The following is an 18,585-nucleotide window of genomic DNA, read 5'->3' as shown; positions in this document are numbered from 1 at the left end:
TTATGAAAAAAATACTACTATGTATCGGTATTACCACCTTGTTCATAGGGTGTAGTGGCGCTAAGAGAACACAAGAAGCGCTGAATTCAGGTGATTATTCACATGCTATTAATACGGCAATTAACCGTTTGACAGATAATAAGGTCAAAAAAGGCAATCAAAAGTTCATTCTCTTGCTTGAAGAAGCATATCAAAAAAATACGGAGAGGGAATTAGGGCAGATCGCTTTTATGGAGAAAGATGGCAATGAATCCCATTATGAGGCTATTTTTAAAACATACACGAACCTGAGAGACATTCAAGAGCGTATTAAACCCCTATTGCCCTTGCGCCTAATGGAAGAAAGTAGGGTGGCACAATTTGAATTCAATGACTATGAAAACGATATCATTGACTACAAGGAAGATCTCTCTGAGTTTCTTTATGACAATGCCGAACATCTATTAAGCAATGCCGTTCATAAAATGGATTATCGCAAGGCTTATGATGATTTCGTATATCTCGAGGAGATCAATCCTGGTTTTGAGGATACACGAGAAAAAATAGCCGAAGCACATCAAAAAGGTATTGACTATGTCACGGTGGACGTGGTCAATAACTCTCAACAGATCATTCCGGCACGTTTATCGGAAGAACTGCTGAATTTCAATACTTACGGACTTAATGAACTGTGGGTCAAATACCACACGAACCCTTTGACCAATGTGGATTACAGTTACAAGATGCAAATTTCCTTTGAGGATATCTCCATTTCACCGGAGCAGATCAGGGAAAAGTTGATCAGCAAAGAAAAGCAAGTGAAAGATGGCTTTAGATATGCCCGTGACGAAAACGGGGCTATTGTCAAAGACAGTCTCGGAAATAAGATCAAAATAGATAAGTTCAAAACCGTACGATGTGATTTCGAACAATTTATTCAAACGAAATCAGCTCAAGTGGCAGGACAAGTACGCTTTTTCGATTTGAATACCAAACAGGAGATTCACAATTACCCTTTGGCCAGCGAGTTTCTATTTGAGCACAGCTATGCGAATATAAACGGGGATCGAAGAGCCTTGGATCAAGATCTTTTACCCTTATTACAACTTAGGGCCGTTCCTTTTCCAACGAACGAGCAAATGGTATATGACGCCGGTGAAGACCTGAAGGCCCGTATTAAGGATATTCTGGTCAGCCAACGATTCAATCGACCACTCGCCCGATAGTTCGGCGCACATAAACGTCTTAAAAAAAGAGGCCACCGGATTCGATGGCCTCTTTGCTTTGACAACTTCACAGATTTTTTTCAATGACCGCTTCGACGGTCTACTTCAAGCTTCCTAGACGTACTTTGTTAGATCAACTTCGGTTATCGCACCATGTGAAGCATGGGCGACCACGGTTCCGTTTTTAATTACAAGTAGCTGGGGCGATTGATGCAGTAACTGAAATTTATAGCCGACTTCATTAGAAACTTCGCGATACGCATGAAGATCCAAATAGTACAGATCTATTTGTGTTTCGGGTATGGCATAACTACCGGTAAACATATTCATGACCATTCTGCTGATACCACAAGTTGTAGAATGCTTGAAAATAACCTGAGGTTTTTGAAGCGATCCATTAGCTATTTCCTCCAACTGCTCTAAGCTGGTCAGTGGAATCCATGGAATATGCTTTTCCTCTTTTCCACCATCCTTATTACCGTTTCCGAATAATCCTCCAAATAAACCCATACATTGATTTTAGCAATAAGTCGTACGATATCCCTATACTTACACCTGTCGAAATGTCTTGCTATTCACGATTTTAGCAGACATTTTGTCCTGTTGTTTGCATTGGTAAGATTCTTGACCTAAGTGTATTCAAAAATACTCAATACACAAATAAAGAAAAGATATGAACCCTAATAATTTCACGATAAAGTCACAAGAAGTGCTACAAGGCGCTCAACTATTGGCCCAAGAAAAGGGGCACCAACAAATTGAAAATGAGCATCTTTTCAAATCCATCCTTCAGGTTGATGAAAACGTACTCCCCTTTATCTTAAAAAAATTAAATACAAATACCGCCTTGGTAACGCAAATTCTGGATAAGCAATTGGAGAGTCTGCCAAAAGTTTCCGGCGGTGATATCATGTTTTCACAAAACGCCGTGAAAACCTTAAACGAGAGTACGATCATCGCCAAAAAAATGGAGGACGAATACGTCTCCATTGAGCATTTGATGCTGGCTATACTGAAGTCAAAAAGCAAGATCTCACAGATTCTCAAAGATCAGGGAATAAATGAAAGTGATCTTCGTCAAGCTATTGAAGAGTTGCGAAAAGGCGGAAAGGTCACCTCACAGAGTGTAGAGGACACCTATAACGCTCTGGAGAAGTATGCACGTAATCTCAACGAACTTGCGGATAGCGGAACACTTGACCCAGTTATCGGCAGGGATGAGGAAATACGAAGGATTCTTCAAATTCTATCGCGAAGAACCAAGAACAACCCCATATTAGTAGGCGAACCCGGTACAGGTAAGACTGCTATCGCAGAGGGCTTGGCACATCGTATCATTCAAGGCGATATTCCCGAAAACCTGAAAGATAAGGTCATCTATTCCTTGGATATGGGAGCGCTTATTGCAGGGGCCAAATACAAAGGCGAGTTTGAAGAACGACTGAAATCCGTTATTAAGGAAGTGACCACCTCAGACGGGGATATCGTGCTCTTCATTGATGAAATTCACACCCTAGTAGGTGCCGGCGGTGGCGAAGGGGCAATGGATGCCGCGAATATTCTGAAACCTGCATTGGCGAGAGGCGAATTGCGGGCCATAGGTGCGACCACCTTGGATGAATATCAAAAGTATTTTGAAAAGGACAAGGCCCTCGAACGACGATTTCAAAAAGTAGCGGTAAATGAACCCGATACCGAAAGTGCGATTTCAATTCTCCGGGGAATCAAGGAAAAATACGAGGCCCATCACAAAGTACGCATAAAAGATGAAGCGGTAATCGCAGCGGTTGAGCTCTCACAACGGTATATCACCAATCGGTTCTTACCCGACAAAGCGATAGACCTCATGGACGAGGCAGCATCTAAATTGCGAATGGAAATCAATTCCAAACCCGAGGAACTCGATGTTCTTGATCGTAAGATCATGCAGCTCGAGATTGAAATAGAAGCCATTAAACGAGAAGATGACAAGGCAAAATTAAAGGTACTAAACGTTGATCTCGCCAATTTCAAGGAAGAGCGAAATGAGCTATATGCAAAATGGGAAAGCGAAAAGTCGGTGGTCGACACCATCCAAAAAACAAAGTTGGATATCGAGAACTTCAAACTAGAGGCAGAACGTGCCGAACGCAATGGTGATTATGGTAAAGTGGCCGAACTGCGTTATGGTAAGATCAAGGAAAGTCAAGAGCGACTCGAGACCCTTCAAAAAGAGCTGCAGGCCCAACAGAATGAAGATACCTTGATCAAGGAGGAAGTCACAAACGAGGACATTGCCGAAGTCGTCGCCAAATGGACGGGGATTCCCGTTACTAAAATGCTCCAAAGTGAACGCGAAAAACTGTTGCGTCTTGAAGAGGTATTACACCAGCGCGTTATTGGTCAAGAAGAAGCCATACAAGCGGTTTCAGATGCGATCAGAAGAAGCAGGGCCGGATTGCAAGATGCGAACAGGCCTATTGGCTCCTTCTTGTTCTTGGGTACTACAGGAGTGGGTAAAACGGAGTTGGCCAAGACCTTGGCCGCCTACCTCTTTGACGATGAAAACGCTATGACCAGAATCGATATGAGCGAGTATCAGGAAAGTCATTCGGTAAGTCGTTTAGTAGGTGCGCCTCCGGGGTACGTCGGATATGATGAAGGCGGGCAACTTACCGAAGCAGTCAGACGTAGGCCGTACTCCGTAGTGTTATTGGATGAAATCGAAAAAGCCCACCCTGACACCTTCAATGTACTACTTCAAGTATTGGATGAGGGAAGGTTGACCGATAACAAAGGGCGAATAGCCGATTTCAAGAATACGATCATCATCATGACCAGTAACATGGGCAGTCATATCATTCAGGAAAAATTCGAAGACAGCAAGGACGTTTACAGTGCAACGGAGGCCGCAAGAGTGGAAGTATTGGGACTCTTAAAACGAAGTATACGGCCCGAATTCTTGAATAGAATCGATGATATTATCATGTTCACACCGTTAACGCTTGAGGATATCAACAAAATCGTACGGCTACAATTGTCACAATTAAAAAAGCTATTGGCGAAACAACATATCACCATTGACGCGACAGAAGAGGCAATCACCTATCTTGCCACCAAAGGTTATGACCCGCAATATGGGGCTCGTCCAATAAAAAGAGTGCTACAGAAAGAAGTACTGAACTCACTCTCAAAAGAGCTCTTGAGCGGCACCGTGAAAGCCGACAGCATTGTGCTCATCGATTCATTCAATGACACCTTGGTCTTCAGAAACCAAAGTGAGCTGGTGAACTAAGAAACGTTAGATCAAGATATCGGCATCCTTTTCGGAATCCCCGAAAGGGATGCCTTTTTTTTTGGCAATAGATACCATACAGTATATAGTTTTTTTATATTCGTAGAAAATAGCAAAACAGTACATGTCGACCAAAGCCGAAAGAACCTCTGCTTTCATTATAGAAACCGTAGCTCCCGTGTTCAATAAACACGGCTATGTCGGCACCAGTATGAGCGACCTTACCGAGGCGACCGGACTGACCAAAGGTGCATTGTACGGAAATTTCGAAAACAAGGAAGCCCTTGCCTTATCGGCCTTCGAATACAATAGCCAACGCTTGTTGGAAAAACTCGATGAAAAATTGAGTGTAGCAGGTACAGCGCTGGACAAGATTTTCGAACTCACCAAATTCTTTCGCAACTACGACATATTTACCCAGGAAATGGGAGGTTGCCCGGTACTTAATGTTGGGGTGGACTCGCAGCATAACAATCATTTGCTAAGTGCGGCGGCGAAAGAGACTATTAAGACCATTGAAGGCAAAATCGCTCTCGTCTTAGAGAACGGGGTCAATAATGGGGAACTTAAATTACCCGTAACACCGTTACAATTCGCAAAACAATTATATACTATGCTGCAGGGAGCCGTTGCCATGGCGACGATGACCAGAGACCGTAAGTATTTAATGAATACAGTTGCTTATTTAGATCAATTGGTCAAGAAAGAACTAGGTCGATAGTTTCCTTGATTATTCCCCTACCACTCTGAAAATCCAGGTTTTTCCCTCGTACTTTCCATCGAAATTGGAATCGCGTGCCCTTCGAGCTTCCCCAATGGTGTTATAGCGCTTGAGATAAGCGTAATTGTAATTGTTCGTACCCCTAAGGAAAGATCCCGGCTCAATACCTTTTGCCTTGAGGTCATCCATAAAGGCATTGAAGTACTTTTTGGTGCCGAAAACATTCGCGATGAGATAGAACCCAGGTTCTAATCCATCCTCCGTTACAACTTCTTCATACTTTTCACCTGCCTGGGGCGTGACCTTCTCAGCTGCTGCGACTTGCGTATCCGCTTTTTGCTGTGCTTCGAGCGCTTCTTTCGCCTTGCGAATCGAATCTTGTCGTTTTTCACGCAATTGCTGAGCTACAATCAGTTCATTTTTGGCTTGTACATCCCTGATGGAGTCTGTCCGTTTCTGCGCCGCCATTTGCTCTTGTTGGGCAATCGCTTCCATTTTCTTGACCTGATCAAGCGAGTCTCTCGTTTTTTGGGACTTTGTCCGTTCTGCTTCGGCCAGGGCTTCCGCTTTTTTCAAGGCCTCTGCGGCCGCTTCCTGTTCGGACTCCTTGTCGGCATCTATTTTTGCCTGTCTCTTCTGTTCTCTTTCCTGCAGGGCCAACGCCTGTTTTTCTTTTTTGAGTTGATCAAGCGAGTCTTTCCTCATTTCCTTGGCCAGCGCCTTTTCTTGAGCAGCTTGTTTTCTGGCTTCCTTTTTGTCCGCCGGAGTGGCTTTTTCAGCAGCAGGGTCCTCCACGTCATTCGTGGCATCGTCAGAAGCGATCTGTTGTGCTTTTTCCAGTTCCTCCTTCATTTTAGCGGCTTCCTCCTCCGCTTTTGCTTGTGCGACATCATCCGTTAAGGCATCAAGCACATTGACCATCGGTTGGCGACGTTCTTCGGGATTTCCCAAAAAGAAAGAGGCGACGATTTCAAAAGAAGCATCTTTGGAGTTCAAGGAAGAGCTGGTACCGAATTCGACCAAGGCCCCTAAGGAAAACCTATTGAAAAAAGAGCCTCCAATACCTGCGGAGATTCCGTAAAAATTGTTGTAGCCCGCCTGTGCCCAATATCTTTTGGTACTGAACAATGCATTTGCACCTATTTGATTATCCTGTTCGGGTATGGTCCTCAGATAAATAGACGGTCGCAAAAAAGCAGTGGGATCAGAGGCGAGCATCGGGAAATCATAGGACGCCATCCCCATAAAAATCTTGTCTGCGGTTTCCGTATTGGCCCCTTGGTCGGTAACATTATAATCAAATAGGTTTTCGGAAGCCAGGCTCAGCGAGAAATTTTCCACAGATAAATTAAATCCCGGTGCCAATTGAAGAATGAAATCATCCCCTGCATCCAAGGGAATCGGAAATATATCAGGGTCGGGCAGAAAACGAGTATCGGCCAATTGTTGCTGAAACCCAAAGAGGTTCGCACCGAAAGATACCTTGACAAGGGGATTAAACCGAATCTCATAGGCATAATTCAGTACCCCTCCCGTGTTGAAATAGATTCCGGTATTGTGTTGAAAGAACCCTGCTCCAAAACCTGATTTCTCATTGATCTTGCGGGAATAGTTCAAGAAAAGTGTGGTAGGGTCGGCATCGATTTGCTGCCATTGCCATCGTGTCCAGAATGAAACGGACTGTGGATTATTGTAATCTAACGTGAACGTAGGGTTAAAAAGACTCGCATTATACTGGGTCAGTGCGTGTTGCCGAAGGTCCGCTGGAAGCGAAACCTCCTGAGCCTTAGCTACATAACAAAAAAGCAGGAACGAAATTAGGGTGGCTTTCGTGGTCATATGCAAAAAAACAAAAAACCACCAGTTTTACATACTATTTTTCACTTATTTTAGTTAAATCAAAAAGAAAGTTTTCAACAACCCAAGCCACAACGTATGACACGTCTCAAAACAGTAATCGTATTCGTTATCTTTTGCAGCATATTCAGTTGTAAAGATGATAAAAAGGGAACAGCCGAGGCGCCACAAGAAATGGGTATTTCAACCTTTTACTTTATTCGACATGCGGAGAAAGACCGATCAGATCCAGAGAATTCGGATCCCGAATTAAGTCAAGATGGTCTTGGAAGAGCCATGCACTGGGATGTCATTTTAAAGGATGTCGCGCTTGACGCCATCTACAGCACCGATTACCGTCGCACAAGCATGACGGCTGCGCCCACCTCGGTAAACAGAAATATTGACATCCAATATCACGACCCTAGAATCATTGATATTCAAGAGTTTAAAAGGGAGAACCTAAACAAAAATGTATTAGTCGTAGGTCATAGTAATACGACCCCTGAATTTGTAAACCAAATGCTGGGAGAGGAGAAATATTATCCGATGGATGATGATGATAACGGAAGCCTGTTCATTGTACAGATCGTCAACGGTGAAGCAACTTCACAGCGCATCCATATCAATTGTAACTGTCCGGACTGACAATAACATTCTTAAGTTCTATTTTTGACAACAGTTCGAGCCCTCCGTTTATAAACAAACTATCGGCATCAAAAATAGAAGCGTTTGAATCTTTCGGCTTGAGATTCTCATAGTCTACAAAACGTATCCCGTTAACGATTCGCTCATTGTAAGCCACCCGAAATCGGGTGCCTCCTCCATTAACGTGAAAGCTGTACCCTAAGTAATCGGGAGTGAAGGTCTTCTTGTTGATCCAATAGATGTAGGTGTCGTCAAAGTCATCTCCCCCACTCGCTTGTTCAAAGGTTACCTTGACTCTGTAGTACGCCTTTTGGTCAATGGTTATTTCGCCGATCTTCTCTTTTTGTACGGCCGGGTCATTCAGCCCGTACGGAAGTTTGGCGAAATAATGAACCGAGTTCACCGAATTCGAATATACATTGGCCAATGAATCACTGAGGGTGACCAGAGTATCGTTGACAAAACGTTGCAGCCCTTCAATGGTGCGCACATCTTTCATGTAAATCGTATCATTTTTCAAAATACGGGTCAGTGTCTTTTTCTTCCCTTTCATTTCTGAGATATAGTGTCTATCCCTAAAATCAAAGGAGACCGTACGGTCTTCAAATAGTTGTCCTCCGGAAGCCTCGATGCTCTTGTCCACGATTTCTTGTGCGGTCAGTGACTTCTCTGCTTCCCCAGAACAGGAAAAGGCCATCCCTATCAAAAGAATAACGTATATTTTGTTCATGATTTCGTTTTCTATATAGTTCGCAAAAATGCGCTATTATTTACAAAATCAGAAACCTTATTTTCAATCCTCATCCGTTTCGTTGAAAATGTGGTTATTTTTACACTATGGTTCAGAAAAACATCAATATCAAAAACAGACGTGCCCGATTCGAATACGAGTTACTCGACACCTATACGGCAGGTATTGTTTTAGGGGGAACCGAAATCAAGTCGATACGTGAGGGCAAGGCCTCGATTTCGGAAAGTTTTTGCGAATTCAACGACAATGCCGAGCTTTTCATTATCAACATGCATATCGATGAGTACTCGCATGGCTCACATTATAATCATCAGCCCAGAGCCGAACGCAAATTGCTATTGAACAAGAAGGAACTTAAAAAATTATACAAAGAGGTAAAAGCATCAGGTCTTACGATTATACCCCTTAACCTTTTTTTGAATGACCGAGGTCTGGCCAAGCTCAATATCGCCTTGGCAAAGGGTAAAAAGCTTTACGATAAAAGGGAAACAATGAAAGATCGGGATAACAAACGCAATTTGGACCGGATAAAGAAAAACTTCAACAACTAGTTTTTATTCTGCAACAGCGGCACAAACCGGAAGGCACCGAACTCCTTCTTTTCGAATTCAGTGGCCGATGTCCGCACAAATAGGGTCATGATCTGCTCATCCGTTCCTACGGGGATCACTAACCGGCCTCCTATTTTCAACTGTGACATCAGGGCTTTCGGTACTTGCGGGGCACCTGCCGTAACGATGATACCGTCAAAAGGAGCTTCTTCAGGAATACCTTTATAACCGTCACCAAAAATCATTTTTTTGGGTCGGTATCCCATTTTCTTAAAAAAAATGGAAGTCTTTTTAAAAAGTTCAAGCTGGCGTTCTATGGTATATACCTTGGCCCGTAGCTTCAAGAGTACAGCGGTTTGATACCCGCTTCCCGTTCCAATTTCAAGTATTTTCTGGTTTGGTTTTATGGCTAAGAGTTCTGTTTGAAAAGCGACGGTATAGGGTTGGGAAATCGTTTGATCCGCCCCGATAGGAAAGGCCTTGTCTTGGTAGGCATGGCCTTCAAAACCGCTGTCCATAAACAGATGTCTTGGAATGCTTCGAATAGCGGCTAACACGGGCTCATTCGAGATGCCCTTACCAACCAATACATCGGCTAGTTTGTTTCGCATTCCCTTATGTTTTAAGGTATCCTTCAATCGTTTGGTTTTGGTGAAACGAAGTTATAAAAGTTTCCGGATTCCCGATTCGGCTTTTTACGAATTTTGGACATCAACACAAAAATCAATCAAATTGTATCGGTTCTTTTTTATCGAAATCGTGTTTTGATAGTTCTTCCCCAAAAATAGAACCCGTATCCCAGTCCTGTACGATTTTCCAAGTTCCGGCCTTCTTTTTCAAGACAATGTGAAATTGCCCGTAAATGGTTTGTACTTCGCTTGAATTCGTCAATGTCATTCTGTAAAAACCGACTTCGTATGACGTGTCTATATTGGTATGCCTGCTGTCAAACCAAAAATCGAGTTGAAGTTCCGTATTCGTTTTTCGATGCCGGCCCAAGCGTTCCTCGTTTCCCTTTTTAAAAAGGTTTTCCGTATCGATACCTCCAGGGGTCACACGTAACACTTCATCGGCGTAAAGGGCATTGAGCCGTTCGGCATCCAAATTCTCGAAAGCGGCTTGAAAGGGTTTCCACAGATTGGCATCGATTTCTTTTTGAATTTGTGCGCTGTCTTGGGAGTGCATTAAAAACGACATTCCCAGCGCCACGAGTAGACCGTATTTTTTCATCTTGTTTGGTTTCTATTGGACAATGTTAGCCAAAAAAAACGAGTTTCAAGTAAAAACCGAACAGTGGTCTATCGAAGAAGGTATTTGGGCAAATCTCCTTATTTTTGAACAAAAGAAACTTCATGTTAAAAGTTGGTGTTCTAGGAGCGGGCCATTTAGGGAAGATCCATTTACGACTTCTCAACGAATCAGAGAAATTTGAATTGGTCGGTTTTCACGATCCAGATGCGATTACCGGCAAAAAGGTATCCGAAGAATTTGGTTATTCCTATTTCGAGAATAGGAACACACTAATAGAAGCAGTCGATGTTGTCGATATTGTAACCCCTACCCTTTCGCACTATGATTGTGCCAAGAAGGCTATGGAACAAGGCAAACATGTGTTCATTGAGAAGCCCATCACGAACACGCTGGAAGAGGCCGAGGCCCTGGTATCGCTAGAGGAAAAGCACGGTGTGAAGGGTCAGGTGGGTCATGTAGAGCGGTTCAACCCCGCATTCTTGGCGGTGAAAGATAAGATCCAACAACCCATGTTCATTGAAACGCATCGGCTTGCCGAGTTCAATCCTAGAGGTACCGATGTTCCTGTAGTACTAGATCTCATGATACACGATATCGATGCTATTCTGAGTGTGATGGATTCCGATGTAAAACAAATCAATGCCAGTGGGGTTTCGGTGATAAGCAATTCACCGGATATCGCTAACGCCCGAATCGAGTTCGAAAACGGATGTGTCGCCAATTTGACGGCGAGTAGAATCTCCTTGAAAAACATGCGCAAATCGCGTTTCTTTCAAAAAGACGCCTATATCTCCGTAGACTTTTTAGAAAAAAAAGTGGAGGTCGTCAAAATGAAAGACGCCCCGGAACAACCAGGGGATTTTGATATAATCCTACAAAATGCCGAAGGGGTAAAAAAACAGATCTATTTCGAGAATCCCGAAATCAGTCAAAACAATGCGATCAAAGATGAGCTAGAGACTTTTGCCGACGCTATAGCAAACGACACCACCCCTATCGTGAGCTTGAAACAGGGGACTGCGGCCCTGAGAGTAGCCTTGAAAATCATCGCCTCTTTCGACAATTGAAGAAAATCTTTGCCTGAAACGAATAATGGGATACATTCTCGTCAACTAATACATGAATAATAACAGTATGAAAACAGTAGCGGTTATCGGAGCGGGAACTATGGGGAATGGTATTGCCCATGTCTTCGCACAAAATGGATTCAAGGTCAATCTTATCGATATTTCGGAAGCGTCACTAGAAGCGGGCCTAGCGAACATCGTCAAGAATCTTGACAGAATGGTGGCTAAGGAGAAAATTTCGGAAGAGACAAAAGCCAATACCCTTTCCAATATCGGAACGTGTACCTCGGTGACCGATGGTTCAAAAAATGTTGATCTTGCTGTAGAGGCGGCCACCGAAAGTCTAGAGCTAAAACTGGATATTTTCAGGCAATTGGACGCCGCTTGTGCCAATCATACCATACTCGCCACAAATACATCCTCAATTTCGATCACCCAAATCGCCGCTGCGACCAAAAGACCGGAAAAGGTTATTGGCATGCATTTCATGAACCCTGTACCGATCATGCAATTGGTAGAGATCATTAGGGGATATTCCACTTCGGATGAGACCGCCGAGGTCATCATGACCTTATCTGAAAACTTAGGAAAAACACCTACGGAAGTCAATGATTATCCAGGTTTCGTAGCAAATCGTATTTTGATGCCAATGATCAATGAAGCCATTGAAACACTGTATAACGGGGTTGCCGGTGTTCATGAAATCGATACGGTCATGAAATTAGGTATGGCCCATCCTATGGGGCCACTACAATTAGGTGATTTTATCGGTTTAGATGTCTGTCTTTCCATTATGAATGTACTCTATGATGGATTCAAAAACCCGAAATATGCCCCTTGCCCCCTTTTGGTCAATATGGTCATGGCAGGCAAATTAGGCATAAAGTCCGGAGAAGGGTTTTACGACTATTCGACCTCACGAAAAGCCGAAAAAGTAGCAGCGCAATTTAGCCAATAAACATGGCGCAGATCAAACCTTTTAAAGCGATAAGACCAGCTAAGGATAAAGTAGCCTTTGTGGCCTCGCGTTCTTATCAAGAATATCCGAAAAAAGAGCTGAACGCCGAACTGGCTTTCAACCCCTTTTCATTCCTGCACATCATCAACCCCGGATATAAGTTTCATAAAAAGGTATCGGGCTCTGAGCGGTTTCAACTTGTACATAATAGATATCTCGAATTTTTAGAGGAAGGCATACTCCTAAAGGATACTGACGCGAATCTGTACCTCTATCAAATTGAAAAGGGCAATTTTAGATGTTGTGGACTTTTTTGCGCAACAAGCGTGGGAGATTATAGAGCGGATGTCATCAAAAAACATGAGAATACGCTCGAGCAACGCGAAAAGCTTTTTGCCGACTACTTGGATACCGTGGCCTTCAATGCCGAGCCCGTATTGATGACGTATCAAGATAATGAGGCGATATCCAAAGAACTCGACAGGCAGAAAAAGAGAACCCCAGAATACTTTTTCACTACCAAAGACAGAATGACCCACCGTCTTTGGGTAATATCCGAAAAAGAAACCGTTGCGAAACTCACTCAAGAGTTCGAGAAGGTTTCTTCGCTTTATATCGCCGATGGCCACCATAGAAGTGCCTCGTCGAATCTTTTGGCCGCTATTTCGGAAAAAAGAAATCCCCCCACGGGTAAAGAGGCCTACAATTTCTTTATGAGCTATCTCATTCCCGAATCGGAAATTCGGATCTATGAGTTCAACAGAATGGTCAAAGATCTCAACGGACTCTCCAAAGAACGCTTTTTAATAGCCCTTGATAAATTATATCGAATTGAAAACCAAGGGAGTATACTTTATAAGCCTACAAAAAAGCATCATTTTGGCATGTATCTCGATGGACAGTTCTATTCACTCTACCTACGGAAAAAAGTGTATAATTTTACGGATCCCTTGAGCAAACTCGATACCCAAATACTATTCAAAACCATATTGCAACCGATTTTGGGCATTAAAGACCTACGTACCGATAAACGAATTCAATACGGTTACGGGAAGCATAATGTGATACAGATGAAAGATGAAATCGACAAGGGCAGTTTTTCCGTTGGTTTCAGTTTGGTGCCGATTACTATGGAAGAAATAAAGGACATCGCCGACGCAGGTTTGGTCATGCCCCCGAAAAGCACCTATATCGAGCCCAAATTAAGAAGTGGAATAACAATTTATGAACTCTAACATCCAATATTTTTTTCAATGTCGATTCGTTCAAATTTAGAAGAAATAAGAAAATCACTTCCCGCAGGTGTAACGCTGGTAGCGGTTTCAAAAACAAAGCCCATTAGCGACCTCAACGAAGCCTACCAAGCTGGACAGCGGGTTTTTGGTGAAAACAAGATCCAAGAGATGAGCCAAAAATGGGAGGAGCTTCCTAGGGATATCGAATGGCATATGATCGGTCATGTGCAGCGAAATAAGGTCAAATATATGGCGCCTTATGTATCTCTGGTTCACGGAGTGGACAGTTTTCGTTTACTGCGGGAAATCAATAAGCAAGCAAAGAAGAATGACCGCGTTATCCCATGTCTATTGCAAATGCATATCGCGGAAGAAGAAACCAAATTCGGGCTCGATACGACCGAACTGAACGAGATTTTAGATTCGGAAGATTTCCCTAAAATGGAAAACATAGCGGTGACGGGCCTTATGGGAATGGCTACTTTTACCTCGAACGAAGAACAGCTAAGGCGCGAATTCAAACAGCTAAAGACCATTTTCGATACATTACGCCAAAAGGTACCGACAGCTGAAATCCTTTCTATGGGGATGAGCGGCGATTATAAAATAGCAATCGAAGAAGGAAGTACCATGGTGCGTATTGGAAGTAGTATCTTTGGAGCACGAAATTACCACTAAGCCAAAGATTACGAAAAGAGCATGATGTACGCAGTTTTGGATATTGAGACTACCGGAGGAAAGTATAATGAAGAAGGTATTACGGAAATAGCGATACACCGCTTTGATGGTCATCAAGTGACGGATAAATTCATCTCACTGGTCAACCCAGAAAAGGAAATTCAACCTTTTGTAGTCAAACTTACGGGAATCAATACTAAAATGCTCCGGACGGCACCTAAGTTTCATGAGGTGGCCAAACGCATTGTCGAAATTACCGAAGGGGCCGTTCTCATTGCCCATAATGCCCAGTTCGACTATCGCATTCTACGCACCGAATTTCGAAGACTTGGTTACAATTATGAGCGAAAAACGCTCTGTACCGTTGAATTGGCACAAAAACTATTGCCCGATGCCGAATCATATAGCTTGGGTAAATTGGTGCGATCTTTGGGTATTGCGGTCAGCGATCGGCATAGAGCCAACGGAGATGCCTTGGCGACTTTAAAACTCTTTAAACTACTACTTGATAAGGATTCTGAAAAAGCCATTCTCAAAACGGTAGTCAAAGCGGAAACCTTGGGGGAATTATCCCCACGGCAGCTCGACATTGTAGCCAATGTACCTTCGGAGACCGGCATTTATTATATGCACAACAAGGATGGAGACATCATCTTTTTAGGAAAAAGCAGTAATATCAAGAAGAGGGTCAATCAACATTTTACAAAAAGTGGGCATCGCGCAAGGCGTCTTCAAAAAGAAACGAAAAAAGTCACTTTTGAAAAAACCGGTAGCGAATTGGCAGCCCAATTAAAGGAGTATGAAGAGCTAAAACGCAACAGCCCCAAATACAATCAACGGCGAAAATCTCGCTTATATTCCCATGTAATGCATAAGGTCTCCCATAAAAATGGGTATCTGGCCTTGCATATCGGCAGCGCCGAAATGATTCAAACCGAATTCATTACTTCCTTCATCAGCATCCATGGCGCTCGTAATTTTTTACACGAAGCGAGTTTGGCCCATGGGCTATGTGACAAAATCAATGGAATCTCTCAGGCAAAAAACGAATGTGGCCGTTATGAGGAGGAACTGTGCCTGGGGGCATGTATTGATGAAGAACCTGTTGAAACCTACAACGAGCGGGTATTAGAGGTCACGGAAAAGTATTCTTTAAGCGACAAAAATCAAGTCATCGTCGATAAAGGTCGGGAAACCGGGGAATATTGTGCGATTCTTATTCAAAATGGTCGCTTCAAAGGTATGGGGTACTATGGTCTTAATCACCAAATAAATAATATTCATATCTTAGAAAACTTAATCACCCCAATGAAGGGTGATGCCAATACCAAACATATTATCGAATCTTACCTACGGAAGCGAAAGGTTTTAAAAATTCTAGAACTTCAATCCGAGTAATTGAAAAAAGCAACTAAAGGCTGGAAAGCTAAAATTCATGAAGTCATTTACGAAGCTGACACGCCTCTGGGCAAGTGGTTTGACATTGTTTTGATTTTCTTGATACTGTGCAGCGTTATCCTTATCATGCTCGAGAGCGTTAAGGAAATCGATGCCGAGTATCATAAGTTGCTATTGACCTTGGAATGGATCGTGACCATCTTTTTTACCATTGAGTACATTCTGCGAATTATTTCCATCAAGAAACCGTTTCACTACATTTTCAGTTTTTATGGTATTATCGATTTTGTATCGACAATACCCTTATATCTATCATATCTGTTCGCTGGTTCGCAAGTGCTATTGGCTTTTCGAGTATTTCGAATGCTCCGTATTTTCCGGATACTAAAATTGGTCAAATTCATTGGGGAGGCCTCTCAACTAAAGGAAGCGCTCAAAGCGAGCCGAGCAAAAATCGCGGTGTTCATTTATGTAGTTCTTATTCTGTCTGTCATTATGGGAACGGTCATGTATTTGATAGAAAGCAATGAAGCAGGTTTTACTAGTATACCACGAAGTATTTACTGGACCATTGTGACCCTAACAACCGTGGGATACGGTGATATCGCCCCGCAAACCGATATTGGTCAATTTATCGCCACGATAATCATGATTTTGGGATATGGTATTATCGCCGTTCCTACCGGTATAGTGACCGTGGAGTTTTCAAAGCACAGCAAAGGGGCCAAGGTCAGTGGTCCGTCGGATATTGTACATATCAATACGCTAAGCTGTTCTTCTTGTTCTAGAGAAGGGCATCGCGACGATGCCTCACATTGTTATAACTGTGGAAGCGAACTATAGTGAGTAAAAAGTTAATTTCCGTCATAGGCCCTACGGCCATAGGCAAGACCACACTTGCTATTGCCCTCGCAAATCATTTCGACACCGAAATCATATCTGCGGATTCTAGGCAGTTCTTTAAGGAAATGCGTATCGGAACAGCAGTACCCTCAACCGAAGAACTGAAGCAGGCGAGGCATCATTTCATTCAGCACAAAAGTATTTTCGAGCCGTTCACGGTTGGTGATTTTGAAAGAGCGGCCATTGAAAAAATTGAAGGGATCTTTAAGGAAAAAGACTATATCATTATGGTGGGCGGCAGTGGCCTCTATGTGGATGCTGTCATCAACGGGCTCGACGAGTTCCCAAAAGTCGATCCTGAAGTACGTATACATCTCAATACATCGTTTGAAGAGAAGGGTATCGAATACCTGCAGCAAGAACTGCAGCAACACGACCCTAATTACTATAAAGAAGTGGATATAAGCAATCCCCATCGTCTTATACGAGCTTTGGAAATCTGTATCGGTACTGGTCGGCCCTATTCTAGTTTTCTCAAAAAGAAAAAAGCGCAAAGAACGTTTCAAACCACCACTATCGGTATGATGGCTCCACGTGAAACGATCTATGAACGCATCAATCAAAGAGTGGCACTGATGATGGAAGAAGGCTTATTGGAAGAGGCTAGATCACTTTACGACCATAAGGCTCTCAATGCGTTACAAACGGTAGGGTATAAAGAACTTTTCCACTTTTTCGATGGGCATGGCACCTTGGAATTCGCTGTGGAAGAAATCAAGAAAAACACCAGGCGTTTTGCCAAGCGCCAATTGACTTGGTACCGCAAAAAGGAAGATGTACTGTGGGTGGATTATGATCTAGAACCCGCTAAGATTATCGATCGACTGGAAAAACAAATTATCGAAAACAATAAATGAAAAAACCTTCTCTTTTTGTGGTCATGGGCGTCTCCGGTTGTGGTAAATCCACAATAGGAAAACTACTCGCCTCAACATACGGACTTCCTTTTTTTGATGGTGATGACTATCATCCACACGAAAATGTGGACAAGATGTCAAAGGGAATCCCTTTAGAGGATTCAGATCGAAAAGACTGGTTGCAACGACTGAATATACTCGCTAAGGAGTACCGGGAGAAAGGAGCGGTAATCGCCTGCTCTGCCTTGAAAAAAGCGTATCGCGACCAAATCGCCGATGCACTGACGCCTCAAATGGAATTCATTTATTTGAAAGGAACCAAAGATGAAATACTTCGTAGGTTAGAGGAACGAAAAGGTCATTTCATGCCGGCCGGTTTACTGGACTCCCAGTTTCAAACGCTTGAAGTTCCTTTAGATGCCATAACCGTATCCATAGAAAAAAGTCCAGATGAAATTGTATTGGAAATTATTAAAAAACTACCATTAAAAAAGCCCTGATGGAAGTCAGGGCTTTTTAGTGTTATCAAAAAAATGCTATTATTCGGTTTTTACGACCAATCTGAATCCTTCTCCATGGATGTTCAGAATTTCGACCGTATCATCGACTTTCAAATACTTTCTGAGTTTGGCAATATATACGTCCATACTACGAGAGGTAAAATAGTTATCATCTCTCCATATTTTGGTCAGCGCCAATTCTCGAGGCATTAAATCGTTTTCATGAAGTGCCAATAGTCGCAAGAGTTCGTTCTCTTTTGGAGACAGTTTAATCGCTTCGGTATCTTTATATTTCAAAAACCGGAGTTTTGAATTTAAGTGGAATCCTCCAATTTGGAACTCGAATTTTCTGCTGTCCGCAAGCGTATTAGAAGCCTTGCGTTGCAAGATGGCCTTCAATTTCATCAACAATACTTCAGAATCGAACGGTTTGTTCAGATAGTCATCGGCACCTGCTTTGTAGCCTTTCAGCACATCTTCTTTCATGGTTTTAGCGGTGAGAAAAACGATAGGAACGTTCTCATTTTTTTCACGTATTTCTTTCGCCAGGGTAAAACCGTCTTTGTACGGCATCATTACATCCAAAATACAGATATCAAAATTATCCTTCTTGAATTTTTCAAAACCCTCCATTCCATTCTTCGCAAGAGTTACTTCGAAATCGTTCATTGACAAATAATCCTTTAGTACAATACCAAAGTTCGGGTCATCCTCTACCAAAAGTATTTTCTTGTTTATCGTCTCCATAAATT

19 protein-coding genes are annotated in these 18,585 nt (G+C 42.8%); 13 read left to right on the top strand and 6 right to left on the bottom strand.

Features of this window, described 5'->3' with window-relative positions:
- Nucleotides 1-2: 2 nt before the first annotated feature.
- Entirely contained in the window at nt 3-1,205 is a 1,203-nt protein-coding gene (locus ACKWCA_RS10770) for a hypothetical protein (RefSeq protein ID WP_413978204.1), read from the top strand.
- 114 nt (nt 1,206-1,319) lie between these two features.
- On the opposite strand, the gene ytxJ is transcribed toward ACKWCA_RS10770, so the two are convergent.
- Nucleotides 1,320-1,715: a bacillithiol system redox-active protein YtxJ gene (gene ytxJ, locus ACKWCA_RS10765; protein ID WP_413978203.1), complete on the bottom strand. Its 396-nt coding sequence runs from the start codon at nt 1,713-1,715 to the stop codon at nt 1,320-1,322.
- A gap of 163 nt (nt 1,716-1,878) precedes the next feature.
- Here ytxJ and clpB point away from each other — a divergent pair, with 163 nt between their 5' ends.
- Together clpB and ACKWCA_RS10755 are read left to right on the top strand one after the other, a co-directional pair.
- Nucleotides 1,879-4,479, top strand: coding sequence for an ATP-dependent chaperone ClpB (gene clpB / locus ACKWCA_RS10760; protein WP_413978202.1), 2,601 nt, complete (start codon nt 1,879-1,881; stop codon nt 4,477-4,479).
- Nucleotides 4,480-4,603: 124 nt separating this feature from the next.
- A complete protein-coding gene (locus ACKWCA_RS10755) occupies nt 4,604-5,200 on the top strand; it encodes a TetR family transcriptional regulator C-terminal domain-containing protein (protein WP_413978201.1) in 597 nt (198 codons plus the stop codon).
- Between the two features lie 9 nt (nt 5,201-5,209).
- On the opposite strand, the gene ACKWCA_RS10750 is transcribed toward ACKWCA_RS10755, so the two are convergent.
- Complete coding sequence (locus ACKWCA_RS10750; RefSeq protein ID WP_413978200.1) at nt 5,210-7,039, bottom strand: PorP/SprF family type IX secretion system membrane protein; 1,830 nt, start codon at nt 7,037-7,039, stop codon at nt 5,210-5,212.
- A 96-nt stretch (nt 7,040-7,135) separates the two neighbouring features.
- On the opposite strand from ACKWCA_RS10750, the gene ACKWCA_RS10745 reads away from it, so the two are divergent.
- Nucleotides 7,136-7,684, top strand: coding sequence for a SixA phosphatase family protein (locus ACKWCA_RS10745; protein ID WP_413978199.1), 549 nt, complete (start codon nt 7,136-7,138; stop codon nt 7,682-7,684).
- Here the strand turns inward: ACKWCA_RS10745 and ACKWCA_RS10740 are convergent.
- Nucleotides 7,662-8,414 carry a DUF6503 family protein gene (locus tag ACKWCA_RS10740; RefSeq protein WP_413978198.1) on the bottom strand — a complete coding sequence of 251 codons (753 nt, stop codon included), beginning with the start codon at nt 8,412-8,414 and terminating at the stop codon, nt 7,662-7,664. The genes ACKWCA_RS10745 and ACKWCA_RS10740 overlap by 23 nt on opposite strands.
- Before the next feature lie 107 nt (nt 8,415-8,521).
- Here ACKWCA_RS10740 and smpB point away from each other — a divergent pair, with 107 nt between their 5' ends.
- Nucleotides 8,522-8,986, top strand: coding sequence for an SsrA-binding protein SmpB (smpB, locus tag ACKWCA_RS10735; protein ID WP_413978197.1), 465 nt, complete (start codon nt 8,522-8,524; stop codon nt 8,984-8,986).
- Here smpB and ACKWCA_RS10730 read toward each other — a convergent pair.
- Together ACKWCA_RS10730 and ACKWCA_RS10725 are read right to left on the bottom strand one after the other, a co-directional pair.
- Complete coding sequence (locus ACKWCA_RS10730; RefSeq protein WP_413978196.1) at nt 8,983-9,624, bottom strand: protein-L-isoaspartate(D-aspartate) O-methyltransferase; 642 nt, start codon at nt 9,622-9,624, stop codon at nt 8,983-8,985. The two genes, smpB and ACKWCA_RS10730, sit on opposite strands and share 4 nt — an antisense overlap.
- 85 nt (nt 9,625-9,709) lie before the next feature.
- Nucleotides 9,710-10,216 carry a YybH family protein gene (locus tag ACKWCA_RS10725; RefSeq protein ID WP_413978195.1) on the bottom strand — a complete coding sequence of 169 codons (507 nt, stop codon included), beginning with the start codon at nt 10,214-10,216 and terminating at the stop codon, nt 9,710-9,712.
- Between the two features lie 122 nt (nt 10,217-10,338).
- Here ACKWCA_RS10725 and ACKWCA_RS10720 point away from each other — a divergent pair, with 122 nt between their 5' ends.
- The 8 genes from ACKWCA_RS10720 to ACKWCA_RS10685 all read left to right on the top strand — a co-directional run bounded on the left by ACKWCA_RS10720 (nt 10,339) and on the right by ACKWCA_RS10685 (nt 17,833).
- Nucleotides 10,339-11,304, top strand: coding sequence for a Gfo/Idh/MocA family protein (locus ACKWCA_RS10720; RefSeq protein WP_413978194.1), 966 nt, complete (start codon nt 10,339-10,341; stop codon nt 11,302-11,304).
- A gap of 67 nt (nt 11,305-11,371) precedes the next feature.
- Complete coding sequence (locus ACKWCA_RS10715; RefSeq protein ID WP_413978193.1) at nt 11,372-12,262, top strand: 3-hydroxybutyryl-CoA dehydrogenase; 891 nt, start codon at nt 11,372-11,374, stop codon at nt 12,260-12,262.
- A gap of 2 nt (nt 12,263-12,264) precedes the next feature.
- Nucleotides 12,265-13,497, top strand: a complete 1,233-nt coding sequence (locus ACKWCA_RS10710; protein ID WP_413978192.1) for a DUF1015 domain-containing protein — start codon at nt 12,265-12,267, stop codon at nt 13,495-13,497.
- A gap of 18 nt (nt 13,498-13,515) precedes the next feature.
- The gene (locus ACKWCA_RS10705) at nt 13,516-14,175 is read left to right on the top strand and encodes a YggS family pyridoxal phosphate-dependent enzyme (protein ID WP_413978191.1); all 660 of its coding nucleotides are present in this window, start codon (nt 13,516-13,518) and stop codon (nt 14,173-14,175) included.
- A gap of 24 nt (nt 14,176-14,199) precedes the next feature.
- Nucleotides 14,200-15,573 (top strand): exonuclease domain-containing protein, encoded by a 1,374-nt coding sequence (locus ACKWCA_RS10700; RefSeq protein WP_413978899.1) that lies wholly within the window; start codon nt 14,200-14,202, stop codon nt 15,571-15,573.
- Nucleotides 15,574-16,416 (top strand): ion transporter, encoded by an 843-nt coding sequence (locus ACKWCA_RS10695; RefSeq protein WP_413978190.1) that lies wholly within the window; start codon nt 15,574-15,576, stop codon nt 16,414-16,416. It abuts the gene before it with no gap.
- Nucleotides 16,416-17,333 carry a tRNA (adenosine(37)-N6)-dimethylallyltransferase MiaA gene (gene miaA / locus ACKWCA_RS10690; RefSeq protein WP_413978189.1) on the top strand — a complete coding sequence of 306 codons (918 nt, stop codon included), beginning with the start codon at nt 16,416-16,418 and terminating at the stop codon, nt 17,331-17,333. Before ACKWCA_RS10695 ends, miaA begins: the two co-directional genes overlap by 1 nt.
- Nucleotides 17,330-17,833 (top strand): gluconokinase, encoded by a 504-nt coding sequence (locus ACKWCA_RS10685; RefSeq protein ID WP_413978188.1) that lies wholly within the window; start codon nt 17,330-17,332, stop codon nt 17,831-17,833. The genes miaA and ACKWCA_RS10685 overlap by 4 nt, the downstream gene beginning before the upstream one ends.
- Before the next feature lie 39 nt (nt 17,834-17,872).
- On the opposite strand, the gene ACKWCA_RS10680 is transcribed toward ACKWCA_RS10685, so the two are convergent.
- The gene (locus ACKWCA_RS10680) at nt 17,873-18,580 is read right to left on the bottom strand and encodes a response regulator transcription factor (RefSeq protein ID WP_413978187.1); all 708 of its coding nucleotides are present in this window, start codon (nt 18,578-18,580) and stop codon (nt 17,873-17,875) included.
- Nucleotides 18,581-18,585 lie beyond the last annotated feature (5 nt).

Origin of the sequence: Maribacter corallii, from assembly GCF_047345415.1 — a bacterium.
Lineage (GTDB): Bacteria > Bacteroidota > Bacteroidia > Flavobacteriales > Flavobacteriaceae > Maribacter_C.
Note: the sequence above shows the minus strand (reverse complement) of the source record. Positions and strands in the feature narration are given on the sequence as shown.

What these genes read in the sequence shown, in the direction of transcription:
- ACKWCA_RS10770 (WP_413978204.1), top strand. Translation starts at nt 3, where the DNA reads ATGAAAAAAATACTACTATGTATCGGTATTACCACCTTGTTCATAGGG.
- ytxJ (WP_413978203.1), bottom strand. Translation starts at nt 1,715, where the DNA reads ATGGGTTTATTTGGAGGATTATTCGGAAACGGTAATAAGGATGGTGGA.
- clpB (WP_413978202.1), top strand. Translation starts at nt 1,879, where the DNA reads ATGAACCCTAATAATTTCACGATAAAGTCACAAGAAGTGCTACAAGGC.
- ACKWCA_RS10755 (WP_413978201.1), top strand. Translation starts at nt 4,604, where the DNA reads ATGTCGACCAAAGCCGAAAGAACCTCTGCTTTCATTATAGAAACCGTA.
- ACKWCA_RS10750 (WP_413978200.1), bottom strand. Translation starts at nt 7,039, where the DNA reads ATGACCACGAAAGCCACCCTAATTTCGTTCCTGCTTTTTTGTTATGTA.
- ACKWCA_RS10745 (WP_413978199.1), top strand. Translation starts at nt 7,136, where the DNA reads ATGACACGTCTCAAAACAGTAATCGTATTCGTTATCTTTTGCAGCATA.
- ACKWCA_RS10740 (WP_413978198.1), bottom strand. Translation starts at nt 8,414, where the DNA reads ATGAACAAAATATACGTTATTCTTTTGATAGGGATGGCCTTTTCCTGT.
- smpB (WP_413978197.1), top strand. Translation starts at nt 8,522, where the DNA reads ATGGTTCAGAAAAACATCAATATCAAAAACAGACGTGCCCGATTCGAA.
- ACKWCA_RS10725 (WP_413978195.1), bottom strand. Translation starts at nt 10,216, where the DNA reads ATGAAAAAATACGGTCTACTCGTGGCGCTGGGAATGTCGTTTTTAATG.
- ACKWCA_RS10720 (WP_413978194.1), top strand. Translation starts at nt 10,339, where the DNA reads ATGTTAAAAGTTGGTGTTCTAGGAGCGGGCCATTTAGGGAAGATCCAT.
- ACKWCA_RS10715 (WP_413978193.1), top strand. Translation starts at nt 11,372, where the DNA reads ATGAAAACAGTAGCGGTTATCGGAGCGGGAACTATGGGGAATGGTATT.
- ACKWCA_RS10710 (WP_413978192.1), top strand. Translation starts at nt 12,265, where the DNA reads ATGGCGCAGATCAAACCTTTTAAAGCGATAAGACCAGCTAAGGATAAA.
- ACKWCA_RS10705 (WP_413978191.1), top strand. Translation starts at nt 13,516, where the DNA reads ATGTCGATTCGTTCAAATTTAGAAGAAATAAGAAAATCACTTCCCGCA.
- ACKWCA_RS10700 (WP_413978899.1), top strand. Translation starts at nt 14,200, where the DNA reads ATGTACGCAGTTTTGGATATTGAGACTACCGGAGGAAAGTATAATGAA.
- ACKWCA_RS10685 (WP_413978188.1), top strand. Translation starts at nt 17,330, where the DNA reads ATGAAAAAACCTTCTCTTTTTGTGGTCATGGGCGTCTCCGGTTGTGGT.
- ACKWCA_RS10680 (WP_413978187.1), bottom strand. Translation starts at nt 18,580, where the DNA reads ATGGAGACGATAAACAAGAAAATACTTTTGGTAGAGGATGACCCGAAC.